This window comes from Moraxella cuniculi DSM 21768 (assembly GCF_900156515.1).
Taxonomy (GTDB): Bacteria; Pseudomonadota; Gammaproteobacteria; order Pseudomonadales; family Moraxellaceae; genus Moraxella; species Moraxella cuniculi.
Genome location: NZ_FTNU01000019.1, coordinates 20344 through 36788, shown reverse-complemented (window position 1 = coordinate 36788; position 16445 = coordinate 20344). Strand labels below are relative to the sequence as shown.

Here is a 16445-nt window from a genome sequence, read left to right as displayed (position 1 = left end):
GGCATTAAACAACACCCAGATGAACAAAATACACCAAAACCACAGCAATTAGCCAAACCCAAACACAGGGTGGTTTTGATGGGTGGGGAGTGGGATAGCCCAATCCATGCACCCTATTATTATACCTGATTGTAAAGTAATATAAAAACCAACAATTGTTCACAAATCAACCAGTGGTATATTTAGTAACTCATTGATTTATGGTCATTTTTTATTGAAATTATTAAAATAGTTGCAAGTTATTTACAAGAAACTAACAAAAATACATACAAGTTATATCTTTTAGCTGGGGGGGGGAGAACATAAGTTGCGAAAAATCAACCAGTTAAACTGATTTTGTTTTTGTAAGAATTGGGTAACATTTGGGAAATTTATTGTGGGCGAGAATTATACAAAATTTGACAATTGCTATATTATAGCACAACACAATGTATAAAACAGCTCGCCCTTATATCATCACCAGTCCAGTACGCCTTCTTGTTGCACTTTGTCTGAGATGATGCGACCTTTGCTTGTGCGTTGGATATAACCTTGTTGCAATAAATATGGCTCGATGACATCTTCAAGCGTACCTCTGTCCTCTGCCATGGCTGCCGCCAAAGCCTCCACCCCAGCAGGCCCGCCATGGAATCGCTCGGACAATACCGACAGATAGCGACGATCCAACTGGTCAAGACCTCGCTTATCCACAGCAAGCATATCCAAGGCCGCAGCTGCAATCTGAGCAGTTACCACGCCATCACTACGCACCTCGGCATAATCTCGCACGCGTCTTAGTAGGCGGTTGGCGATACGAGGCGTGCCACGGCTGCGATGAGCCACTTCCGCCGCCCCACCATCATCCATCACCACGCCAATCAATCGTGCCGAACGCTTGATGATGGTTGTCAAATCCGCAACATTATAAAACTCAAGCCGCTGCACGATGCCAAAACGGTCAAATAATGGTGCAGATAACAGCCCTGCCCTTGTGGTTGCCGCCACCAAAGTAAACGGTGGCAAATCCAGCTTAATTGAGCGTGCAGCAGGCCCTTCGCCAATCATAATATCAAGCTGATAATCCTCCATCGCAGGGTATAGGATTTCTTCAATCACAGGGCTAAGCCTATGAATCTCATCAATAAACAGCACATCATGAGCCTCAAGATTGGTAAGAATAGCCGCCAAATCTCCTGCCCTTTCTAGTACAGGCCCTGAGGTGCTACGCAAATTGCCACCCATCTCACGAGCGATGATATTAGCAAGGGTGGTTTTACCAAGCCCCGGTGGCCCAAAAATCAGCGTATGATCCAACGCCTCGCCCCTTGCCTTTGCCGCTGGGATAAATACCTCCATCTGCTCACGCACCTTCGGCTGTCCGATGTATTCGGCCAAGCTATTCGGGCGAATGGCACGGTCGGCAATATCGTCTTTTTTTAGACTGGGGTCAATAAGGCGGTTATCTGACATTGGCAGCTCTGCTGTTGGTTGGCTATTATAATAAAGCTGGGATTGCAATCCCTATAAAGATAACAAAAACATCAATTATCCAAACTGTGTATTTTATCACAAAACTTGCCCAATGATAAAAAATCGCTAAAATCACCGCAAAACCATGCGATATTGTGGCAAATTTTGCCAATCTGTTACTAAAATATGCCTTTAACTACAATACACATACATTTTATTAGGGATTTTTTTGGTGGAAGTTATTATTATATAGCTAAATTTTTACAAGAGCTTTTGGCTGTTTGGCGACAAGTCTGGCTGTGGCAGTTGATGCGTTATCCAAATAACAAATCTGGCACCAGAGCCACGCACGACAAATTCACGCCTTTTATTTGTAATCTATAATATATGAAAAATTTACAATCCGCCCCATCTGCTCATCATTCACACTGGCACAGGATTGCCATGCCAACCTCACTTGGCAAGTCCAGCCACCGCAAAACCCTTGTCCTGCTGGTATTGACTGTATGCCTATGGGGCAGTTTTACTCTGCTGGCAAATGCTCGCTATCAACGCACTGCCACACCACAGACGGTCGCCAGCCAAGAGGTCTATCTGACAGTTACTCGTTATGAACTAGCATTGATTCAAGTATTGTCCGAAATCTGCCCATCTGTACTTAACACTCGGCAAAAAATCAATTTTAACCGTGCTTATGACAGACAGCTTAGAGCCTTTATGCCTCGTGCAACGAACCCACATCAGACACTGCGTGAGCTAAGCAATCAGCGTGAATACCGCAATATCCTACAAAATGTCCGTGCATGGACCGCCAGCTACCCTGCCGATGAAAATCGTGCTTTGTGTTATGAATTTGCCAATATGGGCTAATATCAGCTGCCAGTCGCCAGCTGGACATAACCATGCCGCCCTATCAGACTCTTCGGCATATTATTACTTTTGCCCTTGCTACACCAATGCCGTCTTGCCACTTAACTATCAATATCACCAAGCTCACCGATCTATGCCAAAGAGGCGACTTCAACCCAAGAAAGTGTTATAATGCCAACATACCCCATCAACCATCAAAGGTGAATTATGTACACTTTTAATCGTCAATTCCCCCATAGCCGCCTGCGTCGTCTGCGTGTCAGCGATGGACTGCGTGAGATGGTGCGTGAGACGCATTTGGCACCTGCACATTTAATCGCCCCTGTGTTTGTCATTGAGGGCGTACAACAAAAACAAGCCATTGCCAGTATGCCAAATGTCTATCGCTACTCGATTGATTTGTTGATTGATTATGTGCATCAGCTGTTTGCTGAAGGTGTACGCATGATTGATATTTTTCCTGTGATTGATCCTGCCAAAAAAACCGCCGATGGGCAAGATGCCTATCACCCAGACACGCTGGCGGTGCGTGCGGTGCGTGCCATTAAAGATGCCATACCCGAGATGGTTGTCATGACCGATGTCGCACTTGATCCCTATACCACGCACGGGCAAGATGGGCTGATAGATGATGCAGGCTATGTACAAAATGACGCCACCATCGAGGCACTCATCAAACAAACCCTGCTCCATGCCCATGCAGGTGCCGATGTCATCTCACCAAGCGATATGATGGACGGTCGCATTCGTGCCATGCGTGAGGCACTTGAGAGTCAGGGCTTGGTAAATACTGCCATCATGGCGTATTCTGCCAAATACGCCTCTGCTTATTATGGGCCATTTCGTGATGCTGTCGGCTCAAAAGGCAACCTAAAAGGACACAAAAAGCAATACCAGATGGACCCTGCCAACCGTGCCGAAGCACTGCATGAGGTGGCACTGGATATCCAAGAAGGGGCGGATATGGTGATGGTAAAACCAGGGCAGCCCTATCTGGACATTGTCCGAGAAGTCAAAGACAGCTTCGGCGTGCCGACCTTTGCCTACCAAGTCTCTGGCGAATATGCCATGCACATGGCAGCCATCAGTAACGGCTGGCTGGACGAGGCGGTTATTCTAGAGAGCCTAATGGGCTTTCGCCGTGCTGGCTGCGATGGCATCTTGACTTATTTTGCCTTAGACGCTGCCAGAATGCTGAATGAACATGCATAAACAACACTCAAGCGTATAACACAAGTCAAATAATCAGCCCAAAGGAAATGGCATCATGGCATTAAGCAAGCATGGAGCATTTGATTTTCGCCGTAGTGAGCTGGCATTAAACTTATGCTTTTTTATCAATGCTTTTGGCTCTACCATGTTGATACCATTCATTGTGTTTTATACAATGAATGGGTCTGTCTCAGAGCAACAAGTAGAGCTGCTCGGTGCGATGAAATTTTGGTTGTTGCCCTTTTTTTCTGTCATTGGCTTATTTTTGGCATTAGAAAAACGCATTAATAAGTATCTTATCGCAGGATTGGTGCTTAAAAGCAGTGCATTTTTTGTCATTATGGTCAGTCAGCAGTTTTATGCTCTGTGTGTTGCTTTATCGCTCAATGCCCTAGGCGGTGTATTGTTTTCAACCGCCAGTGCCTTGTACATCAAACAAACTTCACATGATATTGCCCACAGCTTTTCGCTGCGTTTTACCATTGCCAACATGGCAGCTGCCATATCTCCCATATTCATCGTCTTATCACAAAAGGCACCGCATGGATTTTATGCACTTAGCATTGGCGTGATGGTATTGTATGCTGTTGGCATGGGTTTGTTTTGGGCATTTGCTCGAAGCGTTGCACCCACATCAGCACCACAAGCCACCACAGATTGCAAAAATCCACAAAACACCATCGCACAAATCGGCATTGTGCTATTTCTTGCCTTAAGCTCTATGGCGTTTGCGATTTTTTATTATACCTTTGAAGTTGGCGTGCCGATTCATTTGACCAATTTTGACAAAAAAGCGATTTTTCCCTATCTGATAGGGTTAAATACGCTTGCCATTGTCTTGTTACAAATTAAGCTTTACAAAATAACCACCAGCAAAATTGGCAATTTTTATGCCTTATTGCTCTCACTTGCTTGTTGTTTTTTGTTATACCTGCCGTTTTTGAGCCATGAAGATTTTCGCCTGTTGCCGTTGTTTTCTTTGGTAGTCGGCATAACGATGGTTGAGATTTTTTATAGCACGGCTTTGGATGTGATTATTGTCAATCATTTTAGCAAAAAAGCAGCCAAATACCTGCTAAATCTTGCCCATGTCTTCGTGGCAATCGGTGTAACCATCGCAAGTCTTATAGACAATAAAAATACCCTTATCTATGTGCTATTTGCCTTGATTTTTGCCATCGTGTGCATTTGTATCAAGCTACGCCCAAAGGCAGCTCGGCTTGATAAATAGCACCAAAGCAAATTATACCACCCAAGCCCAAACTCAACTCATCAGCAGCACAACCCAACTGCCAAAACCAAGCTGCAAACAGCCCATCAAACTTATCCATTGCAGCTTGCTTTGCAAATACAAATTGGCGTGTTGCACCGACCATTAAGTTTATGGTTTTATCGCTTTTTACAACCAATCTGTGTGCATATTTGCTGATTTGAATCATAAATTTATCTCTGTTTTTGCCTATCACTTGATAAAAAATCATGCTAAAATAGCAAGACCGAATTTATATTTACAACCAAACTTACAACCGCACAGTGTACGCATTGTAAGTAAACGGATTAATCAAACAAGCCAATGGGTCATTTATGAGTAACACAATCCCCGAAGAACAAAAGGTAAAAGACACGGTATTTAATTCTGATGCCGACCTACAAAAACAGCAATTTGAACAAGCTGCTCTGCACTATCACGAACACCCACACCCCGGCAAAATCTCTGTAACACCAACCAAAAAAATCGCCAACCAACGAGATTTGGCACTCGCCTACTCACCAGGCGTTGCCGTGCCATGCCTTGAGATTGAAAAAGATCCCAAACTTGCTGCCAAATACACCGCTCGCAACAATTTGGTTGGTGTTATTACCAATGGTACTGCCGTGCTTGGCTTGGGTAATATCGGTGCATTGGCATCTAAGCCTGTGATGGAAGGCAAAGGCGTATTATTTAAAAAATTCGCTGGCATTGATGTTTTTGACATTGAGATTAACCAAAACGACCCTGACAAATTCATCGAAGCGGTAGCAAGCCTTGAGCCGACCTTTGGCGGTATTAACCTAGAAGACATCAAAGCCCCTGAATGCTTCAAAATTGAGCGAGAATTGCGTGAACGCATGAATATTCCTGTGTTCCATGACGACCAGCATGGCACGGCAATCATCGCAGCCGCCGCCTTGCTTAACGCCCTAAAACTTGTCAAAAAAGACATCGCTGACATTAAAGTTGTCTGTTCGGGTGCTGGTGCAGCGGCGATTAGCTGCCTTGAGCTGATTGTGGCACTTGGCGTTACTCGCTCAAATATCTATGTGCTTGATTCTCGCGGTGTCATTACCACGCATCGTGAGGGGCTGGATGAGTCAAAACAACGCTTCGCCCAAGCCACTGACGCAGTAACGCTTGATGAAGTCATTGGCGATGCTGACTTTTTCTTGGGATTGTCAGGCCCTGGTATCTTGACCCCTGATATGGTCAAACGCATGGCAAAAGACCCCATCATCTTTGCCCTAGCCAACCCCACGCCCGAAATCATGCCAGAGCTTGCACACGCTGCTCGTTCTGATGTCATCATGGCAACAGGTCGCTCGGATTATCCAAACCAAGTCAATAACGCTCTGTGCTTCCCTTACATTTTCCGTGGTGCATTGGATGTTGGTGCAACCATTGTCAATGAAGAGATGAAAATCGCCTGTGTGCACGCCATTGCGGCGATGGCACACACCGAAGTGTCGCTGTCTGAAACAGACAAAGCCACCGAAAGCAAGCAGTTCGGTCGTGAATATCTCATTCCTGGCCCACTAGAGCCAAACCTAATCCTAAACATCGCCCCTGCCGTTGCCAAAGCTGCGATGGATTCTGGTGTGGCGACTTTGCCGATTGAGGATTTTGATGCCTATCGCCAAACCCTCTCCGAGTTTGTTTATAACTCTGCACTGGCAATGAAACCTGTTTTCACCCAAGCCAAACAAGCACCCAAACGCATTGTCTATGCAGAAGGTGAGGATCCAAATGTCCTGCGTGCCGTACAGGTGGTGGTTGATGAGAACATGGCTCACCCTATTGTCATCGGTCGCCCAGAGGTTATCGCTGAACAGATTCAGGTACTGGGTCTTCGTCTACACTTGGGCGAAAATGTAGAAGTGGTTGATATCAATAATAATCCTAAGTATGAAGCATACTGGCAGTACTACCATCAAGCCAATCATCGCTTGGGCGTATCGGCAGAATTGGCACGCCGTGATATGCGTCGCAAAAGCTCGCTTTTGGGTGCGATGATGGTCAGCCAAGGCGATGCTGATGGCTTGCTATGTGGTACTTTTGGTTATTATGATTTGCACTTGGGCTATATCCGCCGTGTTATCGGTAAGCGTGCAGGTGTCAGCGATTTTTATGCAATGAGCGGTGTTATTCTCCAAGATCGCACATTATTTATCGCCGATCCATACATTCACGAAAACCCAACCGCTGAGCAAATTGCCGAAATGACCATCTTGGCCGCCCAAAGCATTCGCCGCTTCGGTGTTGAGCCACGAGTCGCCCTATTGTCGCACTCTGACTTCGGCACTTCACAGCGAGAATCAGCAGTAAAAATGCGTGAAGCTTACCGCATTTTGCGTGAAATGAATGTGGATTTTGAGTTTGATGGCGAAATGCACGGCGATACCGCTCTTGATGTGCGTGTGCGTGAACAAAATCACCCATTTAGCACCCTGCACGGCTCTGCCAACTTGCTGATTATGCCAACTTTGGACGCAGCTCATATTGCCTTTAACCTGCTCAAGGCAACCAGCGGCGGTTCAGCGATTGGCCCAATCTTGCTTGGTGCTGATAAGCCTGTGCATATCCTTGTACCTGCAGCAACAGCCAGACGCATCGTCAATATGACAGCGATTGCCGTAACCGATGCCCAAAAGTCATCAAATCACTAATAAAACAACCAAAAACGCCAACAATTGCTTGGCGTTTTTTATACCTCCAATCTAAGCTTGATGGTTTATAAATCAGTACTTGCAACTTGTTTGCTTGGCTAACAATCATCGTTACAGCAGCCAAAAATTTACAAATTATTGGCATAAGCCCACCACCAAAAACCACACCCAAATAGCTTAATAATTAAGTGTATTTGATATTAGCTTTAAGCCATTTTTAGCTTATACAGCTTGGCAATAGTGGATAAAAACCATCTGCCAAATACTATTTCGGCTAATTTTTATTAATTTTAATAAATTAAAAATAATTTTGGCAATTGCCAATTTTTATAAAAATTTGGCAGCTTTGATAAAATTACTATAAATATAAATGCACTATCCTACCGAACACAATGTTTGCATAAGCAATCTGTCAGTGGCAACTGGTTATCACTGATTATAAAAAAACGGCCAGCTTACTGACCGTTTTTCAAGATAGGCTTAAATCACTCAATGCCATAAGTGGCGAGCAGTGCCTTTGGATCTGGCTTGCGGCCACGATAATTAATATACAACTCCATCGGCGAACGAGAACCACCCTGAGACAAGATGGTGTCTTCTAGGCGTTTGCCTGTTACAGGGTTTAGTACGCCCTCTTCTTCAAACTTGGCAAAACCATCGCTTGCCAACAGCTCTGCCCACAGATAGCTATAATATCCTGCTGCATAACCGCCAGAGAACAAGTGCGTAAAGAAGTTCGGACGGCGTACATAGCGTGGCGTATGAGCAACACCAACCTCATCAACAACTTGCAAAAACAGGTTTTGTGCATAGTTGCTTGGCTTGTCAGCAGTGTACTCGGTATTGGCTCTCATGTCAAAAATACCAAATTCCAACTGACGGATTAAACGATATGCCCCTTGATAGTGCTTGGCTTCTAGCAGTTTATCAAGCAATTCGCTTGGCAGCGGCTCGCCAGTCTTATAATGTGCCGAGATTAGCGGTAGTGATTTACGATCTAGGGTAAAACCCTCCATCAGCTGACTGTTAAACTCAACAGCGTCCCATGGTATGCCATTAAACCCTGTTACCCCGAGAATCTCCATCTGTGTCAGCATGGATTGCAAGCCATGTCCAAACTCATGAAACAGCGTATTTACTTCATCGTGCAACAATAGCGATGGCTGACCATCGGCAGGCTTGCGAAAATTCATCGCCATCACAGTAACAGGCAATTGCAAACTGCCATCGGCACGGCGAATACGGTCAATGGCAACCGACTGCCATGCACCGCCACGCTTGTTGCTGCGAGCATACATATCCAAATAAAACGATGCCTTGTGCTGACCCAAAGCGTCATAAACTTCATAGAACTTCACCGACTCGTCCCAAACATCGGCTTTGGCTGGGCGAATGCTGATACCGAAAAGACGCTTGCTAATCTCAAATAAGCCTGACAGCACTTTGTCTTCGGGGAAGTATTCACGCAGCATTTCTTTGTCAAATGAATACAGGGCATTTTTGTGTTTTTCGGTATAATATGCCATGTCCCACGCGTTAAGCTTGTCTACGCCATAGTTTGTTTTGGCAAATTTGGCAAGCTCTTCAACCTGTGTTTTTGCCTTGCTGCGGCTTTTGTTCACCAATCCTGTCAAAAACGCCATCACCTCTGCTGGCGAATCTGCCATTTTGGTTGCCAAAGAATATTCGGCATAATTTTTAAATCCAAGCAGTTTGGATTTTTTCAGTCGCAATGACAAAATCTCAGCAATCACAGGGCCATTGTCCCATTTGCCAGCATTTGGCCCAAGTTCAGAGGCTCTGGTAAAAAATGCCTCGTACACTTCGGCACGCAAGGCAGCGTCATCAGCATAGTTCATTACCGCTGTATAGCTTGGCGTATCCAGTCCAATGCGATAGCCTGTCTGGCCTTTGTCCTCGGCGGCTTTTTTGGCACTTTGCAAGGCTGCTTCATTTAGCCCTTTTAGCGGCTCGGCAGTGTCAAAAGTCTTATGCCAACCATTGGTTGCATCAAGCACATTATTGCCAAACTGCGTTGATAATTCTGATAAGCGTTTGTTAATATCCGCCAACTGCTCTTGTTGATTTTTTGGCAAATCAATGCCCGACAAGCGGAAACTCAGCAAAGCATCATCAATGGATTTTTGTTGTGCGGCATTGTACTGGGCAAATTCTGGAGAGTTTTTGAGCGTCATCATCGCATCAAACAGTGGCTTGTGCATACCACGCCAAGTGTAAAACTCGCTCACAACACTTCTGGTGCTGTTATACGCCTCTCTTAATTCTGGTGTATTGGCAACAGAGTTGAGATTTGATACCGATGTCCATGCACGATCAAATTTTTCATCAATGTCCGCCAAGGGGAAATAAAAATTATCCCAAGTTAAATTCGGCTGGTTTGCGACCTGCTCGATGACTTTTTTGGATTCATCAATCAAAAATTGCATCGCAGGCATGATATGCTCAGGTTTGATTTTTGAATACTTTGGCAAACCCGAAAAATCAAGCAAAGGGTTGCCTGATAAATGCTCGGGCGTTTGTAGTGAAACTGTTGGCAGCGTGGCTAATGCCATCTTTGGCAAGCCAAATAATCCCAATGCTGTCGCACCCATGCTACCATACAAAAAATTGCGTCTATTCATAAATACTCCCTTAAACGGACTTAAAAAATTGCCATCTTTGGCAACAAACCTACCCCCATTCTAACACAAGCAAAAAATAAAAGCACCCATCAATGAGTGCTTTTAGATAAATTTTCATCACAATCACGGTGCCTGTGTACCACTTGGTAAATGTTCTGGCACAGGTTGCGTGATGACAGTCTGGCTTGCTGCTGGCACTGCTGCTTTTTCAGGCTGTTGACCATTGGCAAGCTCGGCAGTACGCATCGCCTGACGCTGACGCTCAAACTCAGCAATCTGCTCGGCGGTCAAATTAGCACCGCCGCCAAGTGCTTGATACAACTGAATCTGGCTGATTAATCTTGCCAATTCTAGTTGTAAAATGCCCTGCTGATTGGCAAATAGCGAACGCTCGGCATCTAACACGGTCAGATAGTTGTCAAGCCCTGAACGAAACCTTGCATAAGCAATGTTATAAGTCTGCTGAAAATTATCTTGTAGGCTAAATTGCGACTGCAACTGACGACCCAGATTGGCACGGTCAGCAAGCACATCAGAAACTTCCTTAAAGGCAGTTTGAATGGCTTTTTCGTAATTTACCAAGGCGGACTGCTGGGCAACTTGGGCAACTTGATAATTGGCACGGCGAGCCCCTGCATCAAAAATCGGCAGGCTAATGCTTGGGCCAAACGACCAGCCCAATGCCGAGCTTTTTAACAAATCATCCAGACTGCCACTGCTAAAGCCAATGTTTGACGACAGTTGAATCGAAGGGAAATAAGCCGCTCGAGCGACATTGATATTCGCCCCTGCCGCTTTTAACATTTGTTCAGCTTGGATAATATCAGGACGATAGTACAACAGCTCGCTTGGCAACCCTGTGCTAAACAAGGTCTGTGCCGTGATATCGCTAAGACGCAAGTTACTGTTAATGCTTGGCAATAGCTCATCTGGCACGGGCTGACCAATGAGTAGCTGTAGACCATTGCGTGCTTTTAGGATATTGGTATCGGCAGCATACACCGCAAGTTTTGCTTCTTCAAGTGAGCTTGCTGCCTGCAAACTGGGCGATTTGGCATCAATACCCGCCTCGAAGCGTTTTTGGGTGATAAGCAATGCCTGCTCACGAGTCTTGAGCGTCTCAACAGCAAGCTGACGCTGTGCCAGTGCGTGTGCCAAACTGACATAGCCTTGTGCTACGCCTGAGATGATGGAGATTTGTGCAGCATCTTTGGCAGCGTTAGTGGCTAGATATTGGTGCAGTGCTTGCTGTTTTTGGCTGGCAACCTTACCCCACAAATCCAGCTCATAGCTACTCATCGCCAGACCAACATTATAAGCTGTCGATGGGTTGGCATCGATACGGTTGTTGGCTTGGCGTGTCGCCCCTGCTGATGCACCGACCGATGGCAAGCTGCCAGCTTGAGTGATTTGGTACTGAGCACGAGCTGACTGCACCGCCAACACTGCTGATTGCAGGTCTTTATTATGCTCCAACGCCAACTCAATCAAAGACTTGAGTTTGTCATCGGTATAAAAATCCTGCCAACGCACTGCTGCCATACTGCCTGCTTGACTGGTGCTGATGGTTTGGTCATCATACACTTCATAGGATTCATTCATCGGCACATTTGGCACGGCAAGCACGGCTGCTGTTGTGTCGATTTTTTTTGGAATACTGCCACAGGCTGCCAAAGCAGCAGCCAGTAGCGACAGGCTAAAAACTTTTACAGTTGAAGTAGTCATGATTACTCCTTAACTTGTGTATTAACAGTCAATTTTGGCTTATATGGGAACAGCGTTCTTACCCACACATAGAACATTGGGATAAAGAATATACCCAAGAAAGTTGCTGTCAATACACCGCCAACAACCCCCGTACCAACTGCATTTTGGCTGCCTGAACCTGCACCTGCGGCAATCGCAAGCGGCACAACACCCATGCCAAATGCCAGCGATGTCATGATAATCGGACGCAATCTTAGGCGTGCTGCTTCCATGACTGATTCTTTGAGCGACTTGCCTGATTCTTGGATTTCTTTGGCAAATTCAATAATCAAAATCGCATTTTTCGCCGACAGGCCGACCACAGTCAATAGTGCTACTTGTAAATAAACATCGTTGGCAAAACCACGCAATGTCGTAAATAACAACGCACCGATAACGCCCAGCGGAATAACCAAAATCACCGAAAATGGCACAGACCAACTTTCGTACAATGCCGCCAAGCACAAAAATACCACCAAGATAGAAATGGCATACAAGAATGGTGCTTGACCGCCTGATTTTTGTTGCTCAAGTGATAAGCCTGTCCATTCAAAATCAATACCCTCTGGCAACTGTTCTGCCATCTGAGTCATTGCATTCATCGCATCACCAGTACTCTTGCCTTGTGCTGCCGCCCCTGTCAGAGCCATTGATGAGAAGCCATTATAGCGAGTCAGACTTGGGCTGCCGTATTCCCACTTGCTGGTTGCAAATGCACCCAAGCTAACCATTTCGCCTGAATTATTACGCACATACCAACGGTTGATATCCTCTGGTACGGTGCGACTGCTTGGCTCGCCTTGGATATAGACTTTCTTGATACGACCACGATCAATGAAGTCATTGACATAGCTACCGCCCCATGCTTGCGACAAAGTACCATTAACTGTTGGCAACGAAACGCCATAAGCAGCTGCCTGTTGCTGGTTAATGTCCACTTTTAGTTTCGGTGCATCTTCTTGACCACCTGGGCGAATTGACGCAATCTCTGAGTTTTGCATTGCCATGCCCATCAGCATATTGCGTGCCTCAAGCAAGGCTGCATGGCCAACACCGCCAATATCTTGTAGCTGCATCTCAAAGCCGCTGGCATTACCAAAGCCCTGAATTGGTGGCGGAGCAACTGGATAAATCAAACTCGCCTCAGGAATCATCACATTCATCGCCATCGCACGAGCCACGATTGCTTGGGCGGTATTTTGCTCACCCTTACGCTCGTCCCAGTCTTTTAAATCAACAAATGCCATACCAGCATTTTGTCCAGTACCCATAAAGCTAAAACCTGAAATGGTAAATACCGATTCAATATTATCCGCTTCTTGGGTGTTATAGTACTCTGCCATCTTTTGCATGACCGAATTGGTCTGTGCCAATGTTGAACCTGCTGGCAGCTGCACCAAAGTCATCACCGCACCCTGATCTTCTTCAGGAACGAAGGAGCTTGGTAGACGCACAAAAAGCAACGCCATCACGGCAATGATTGCTGCATAAATGCCCAAATAGATTAATTTGGCAGAATAAGTCTTGCCGACAAATCTCTCGTAACGCTGACTTGCCTTATAAAATAGACGGTTAAACCAACCAAAAAAGCCTTTTTGGGTATGAATATCTTTGTGTGCTTGTCGTTTTAAGATAGTAACGCACAATGCTGGCGTAAAAATCAAGGCAATGATTGCCGACAGTGTCATGCTGGTAATCAAAGTTACCGCAAACTGACGATAAATCACCCCAGTTGAACCACCAAAGAAAATCATCGGTACAAAAACCACCGACAAAATCAACGCAATACCAACAACCACCTTGCTGATTTCGCCCATGGATTTTATCGTTGCGTCCATCACAGAGATATTGGGATCTTCTTCTAGCAGACGCTCAACATTCTCCACGACAATAATCGCATCATCCACGAGCAAGCCGATGGCAAGCACCATTGCAAACATTGTCAAAATGTTAATGCTGTAGCCCAACATAGACAATACGGCAAAAGTACCCAAAATCACCACAGGCACCGCCAAAGTTGGGATTAAGGTTGCACGCCAATTCTGCAAGAATAAGAACATGACCAAAAACACCAGCACAATCGCTTCAATCAGCGTATTAACCACTTGGCTGATTGACAAACGCACAAATGGCGTGGTGTCATAAGGCACAACCATTTTCATGCCTTGTGGGAAATTCTTCGACAATTCATCAAGTCTGGCACCGACAGCCTCACGCACCTCCAATGCGTTCGCACCCGATGATAGCATGATTGCCATACCTGAGGCAGGCTTGCCGTTATATTGAGCTTGGAATTGGTAGTTTTCACTGCCCAGCTCAACACGCGCAACATCTTTAATGCGTACCTGTGCCCCTGCGGTATCAGTTTTTAGCAGAATATTCTCAAACTGTTCTGGCGTTTGCATATAGCTTTGTACACTGACAGTCGCATTAATCACCGCCTTATCAGCATCGGTTGGCAATGTTGCCAATTGACCTGCCGATACTTGCACATTTTGGGCAGAGATTGCTGCCGATACATCAGCAGGCATCAGCCCATAGGCACGCAGTTTGTCAGGATCAAGCCAAATACGCATGGCATAAGCCGAACCAAAGATATTCGTACCACCAACGCCCTCTACACGGCTGATTGGATCGACAATATTGGCATTGATATAGTCAGCAATATCCGTCTGATCCATGCTGCCATCTTCAGAAACAAAACCTGCCACCATCAAAAAGTCGCTGGCTGATTTTTCGACTGTCAGACCCATACGCTGCACCATTTCGGGCAGTGAACTGGTTGCAGCTTGTAGCTTGTTTTGCACCTGAACTTGTGCAGTGTCTGGATTTGTGCCATTTTCAAAAGTCAGGGTAACGGATGCCGTCCCTGCTGCTGATGAGCTTGATGACATATACATCAAGCCGTCCAATCCTTTCATCTGCTGCTCAATGACTTGAGTTACCGAGTTTTCAATGGTCTCGGCATCAGCACCGGGGTATGTTGCCTGCACCGATACTGTCGGTGGTGCGATTTGTGGATATTGCTCAATTGGCAGACCACGAATTGCCAAGATACCCACCAGCATGATTAAGATGGCGATAACCCAAGCAAAAATCGGTCTATGAATAAAAAAACGAGACATATATTACCTATTCGTTGGATTATTGAGATGAGTCAGCTGCCGCTTCGGCTTCGGTTGCTGCATCGGCAGTGTCGCCATCTTTTGATGGACGAGCCATAGGTACAGTTGCTGCATTGGCGGCTGGTTGGTTGCCTGCTGGAGCTTGGGCTGCAGCATTTGCTTCGCTGCTGGCTGCTGGCAGTTCGCGTGCCGTTACCTCTTGATCAGGTTTTACCTTGCTGCCACCGATAATCACCACACGGTCGCCAGAATTAATACCACCTGTTACAATCCAATTGCCATTATAAGTACCAGAGGTTGTGATGTTGCGTAGCTCAACCTTATTGTCAGCATTGACGATATATACTTGGGTTTCGCCAGTTGGTGTACGCATGATGGCACTTTGTGGCAACAAAGCAGCATTTTGGACGACGCTTTGAATCAGGCGAGCATTAACAAACATACCTGGCACTAGCTTGCCTTGTGGATTTGGGAAAATCGCACGCAAGGTCATCGCCCCTGTTGATTCATCAACGCGTGCATTGGCAAGCAACAATCTGCCAAGCATCGGGTAAGTTTGCCCATCTTCTAGCACCAGTTGCACCTCTGCACTGCCCTGACCTGCCTGACCTGACTCGATTTGTTCACGCAAGCGTAGCATTTCGGCAGCAGACTGGCTGATATCCACATACACTTCATTCAAGCGACTGATGGTAACCAGCGGCGTTGCTTGGTTGGTTGCAACCAATGCTCCAGCGGTAACGGCAGAGATGCCTGTTACGCCACTGATTGGAGCTTTGACGATGGTGCGACCAATATCCAGCTGACTGGCTCCCAGACTGGCTTTGGCACTTTGTACTGATGAGCTGGCACTGGCGATATTGGCATCTGCTTGTGCTACTGCTGCTTTGGCAGCTTCGACATTTGCCTGTGCCGTACGCACTGCGGTTACCGCCTGATCGTATAATTGACGAGAGACCGCCTGCACTTCTAACAAGCCCTCATAGCGTGCCAAATCCGCACGAGCCTGTGCCAGATTTGCCTGTTGTGCTGCCAGATTTGCCTGTGCTGATGCTCTGGTTGCTTGTGCATTGCCCACCGCAGCTTCGGCACTTCTGACCGCCGCTTCGCCAGCCTGAACCGAGCTGGTATAGTTATCAACATTAATGCGGTACAAAGGCTGACCTGCCTGCACGATACTACCCTCACGGAACAGCACTTCTTCGACCACGCCCGTTGCCTGCGGACGCACCTCAGAAGTCTCGCTGGCCGCCACTCGACCTGCAAAACTCTGAATCACAGGCACAGTCTGCAAGGTGATGGTCTGTACATCAACAACTGGGTTTGGCATTTGTTGCTGCTGAACTGCTTGCTCATTAGACTTGCCACACGCCACCAAAAAGCCTGTACTGCCCATCAAGGCAATAATCATGGCTGCGCGTAAATTTAATTTCATAAAAACCTACTTTTTGTTACATGATTTTACGGATTTACCTACTTA

At 46.2% G+C, this 16445-nt stretch carries 10 protein-coding genes; 4 read left to right on the top strand and 6 right to left on the bottom strand.

What is annotated here, in order from left to right; all coding sequences use genetic code 11:
* Positions 1 to 456: 456 nt before the first annotated feature.
* The gene (gene ruvB, locus BW928_RS09550; RefSeq protein ID WP_076555997.1) at positions 457 to 1449 is read right to left on the bottom strand and encodes a Holliday junction branch migration DNA helicase RuvB; all 993 of its coding nucleotides are present in this window, start codon (positions 1447 to 1449) and stop codon (positions 457 to 459) included.
* Positions 1450 to 1893: 444 nt separating this feature from the next.
* Here ruvB and BW928_RS09545 point away from each other — a divergent pair, with 444 nt between their 5' ends.
* From BW928_RS09545 to BW928_RS09535, 3 genes are all read left to right on the top strand, one after another.
* Entirely contained in the window at positions 1894 to 2319 is a 426-nt protein-coding gene (locus BW928_RS09545; RefSeq protein ID WP_076555996.1) for an MCR_0457 family protein, read from the top strand.
* Positions 2320 to 2526: 207 nt separating this feature from the next.
* Positions 2527 to 3531, top strand: a complete 1005-nt coding sequence (gene hemB / locus BW928_RS09540) for a porphobilinogen synthase (RefSeq protein WP_078310299.1) — start codon at positions 2527 to 2529, stop codon at positions 3529 to 3531.
* Between the two features lie 55 nt (positions 3532 to 3586).
* On the top strand, positions 3587 to 4762 hold the full coding sequence (locus BW928_RS09535; RefSeq protein WP_076555994.1) for an MFS transporter: 1176 nt from the start codon (positions 3587 to 3589) through the stop codon (positions 4760 to 4762).
* Here the strand turns inward: BW928_RS09535 and BW928_RS09530 are convergent.
* Positions 4725 to 4970, bottom strand: coding sequence for a hypothetical protein (locus BW928_RS09530; protein ID WP_143821515.1), 246 nt, complete (start codon positions 4968 to 4970; stop codon positions 4725 to 4727). The genes BW928_RS09535 and BW928_RS09530 overlap by 38 nt on opposite strands.
* Positions 4971 to 5115: 145 nt before the next feature.
* Between BW928_RS09530 and BW928_RS09525 the strand changes: the two genes are divergently transcribed.
* A complete protein-coding gene (locus BW928_RS09525; RefSeq protein WP_076555992.1) occupies positions 5116 to 7452 on the top strand; it encodes an NADP-dependent malic enzyme in 2337 nt (778 codons plus the stop codon).
* A 485-nt stretch (positions 7453 to 7937) separates the two neighbouring features.
* Here BW928_RS09525 and BW928_RS09520 read toward each other — a convergent pair whose 3' ends face one another.
* The 4 genes from BW928_RS09520 to BW928_RS09505 all read right to left on the bottom strand — a co-directional run bounded on the left by BW928_RS09520 (position 7938) and on the right by BW928_RS09505 (position 16400).
* Positions 7938 to 10094, bottom strand: a complete 2157-nt coding sequence (locus tag BW928_RS09520; RefSeq protein WP_078310302.1) for a M3 family metallopeptidase — start codon at positions 10092 to 10094, stop codon at positions 7938 to 7940.
* Between the two features lie 123 nt (positions 10095 to 10217).
* Positions 10218 to 11819, bottom strand: a complete 1602-nt coding sequence (locus BW928_RS09515) for an efflux transporter outer membrane subunit (RefSeq protein ID WP_078310306.1) — start codon at positions 11817 to 11819, stop codon at positions 10218 to 10220.
* A gap of 2 nt (positions 11820 to 11821) precedes the next feature.
* Positions 11822 to 14965 carry an efflux RND transporter permease subunit gene (locus BW928_RS09510; protein WP_076555991.1) on the bottom strand — a complete coding sequence of 1048 codons (3144 nt, stop codon included), beginning with the start codon at positions 14963 to 14965 and terminating at the stop codon, positions 11822 to 11824.
* 19 nt (positions 14966 to 14984) lie between these two features.
* Positions 14985 to 16400 (bottom strand): efflux RND transporter periplasmic adaptor subunit, encoded by a 1416-nt coding sequence (locus BW928_RS09505; RefSeq protein WP_076555990.1) that lies wholly within the window; start codon positions 16398 to 16400, stop codon positions 14985 to 14987.
* Positions 16401 to 16445: the final 45 nt, after the last annotated feature.

What these genes read in the sequence shown, in the direction of transcription:
- ruvB (WP_076555997.1), bottom strand. Translation starts at nt 1,449, where the DNA reads ATGTCAGATAACCGCCTTATTGACCCCAGTCTAAAAAAAGACGATATT.
- BW928_RS09545 (WP_076555996.1), top strand. Translation starts at nt 1,894, where the DNA reads ATGCCAACCTCACTTGGCAAGTCCAGCCACCGCAAAACCCTTGTCCTG.
- hemB (WP_078310299.1), top strand. Translation starts at nt 2,527, where the DNA reads ATGTACACTTTTAATCGTCAATTCCCCCATAGCCGCCTGCGTCGTCTG.
- BW928_RS09535 (WP_076555994.1), top strand. Translation starts at nt 3,587, where the DNA reads ATGGCATTAAGCAAGCATGGAGCATTTGATTTTCGCCGTAGTGAGCTG.
- BW928_RS09530 (WP_143821515.1), bottom strand. Translation starts at nt 4,970, where the DNA reads ATGATTCAAATCAGCAAATATGCACACAGATTGGTTGTAAAAAGCGAT.
- BW928_RS09525 (WP_076555992.1), top strand. Translation starts at nt 5,116, where the DNA reads ATGAGTAACACAATCCCCGAAGAACAAAAGGTAAAAGACACGGTATTT.
- BW928_RS09520 (WP_078310302.1), bottom strand. Translation starts at nt 10,094, where the DNA reads ATGAATAGACGCAATTTTTTGTATGGTAGCATGGGTGCGACAGCATTG.
- BW928_RS09515 (WP_078310306.1), bottom strand. Translation starts at nt 11,819, where the DNA reads ATGACTACTTCAACTGTAAAAGTTTTTAGCCTGTCGCTACTGGCTGCT.
- BW928_RS09510 (WP_076555991.1), bottom strand. Translation starts at nt 14,965, where the DNA reads ATGTCTCGTTTTTTTATTCATAGACCGATTTTTGCTTGGGTTATCGCC.
- BW928_RS09505 (WP_076555990.1), bottom strand. Translation starts at nt 16,400, where the DNA reads ATGAAATTAAATTTACGCGCAGCCATGATTATTGCCTTGATGGGCAGT.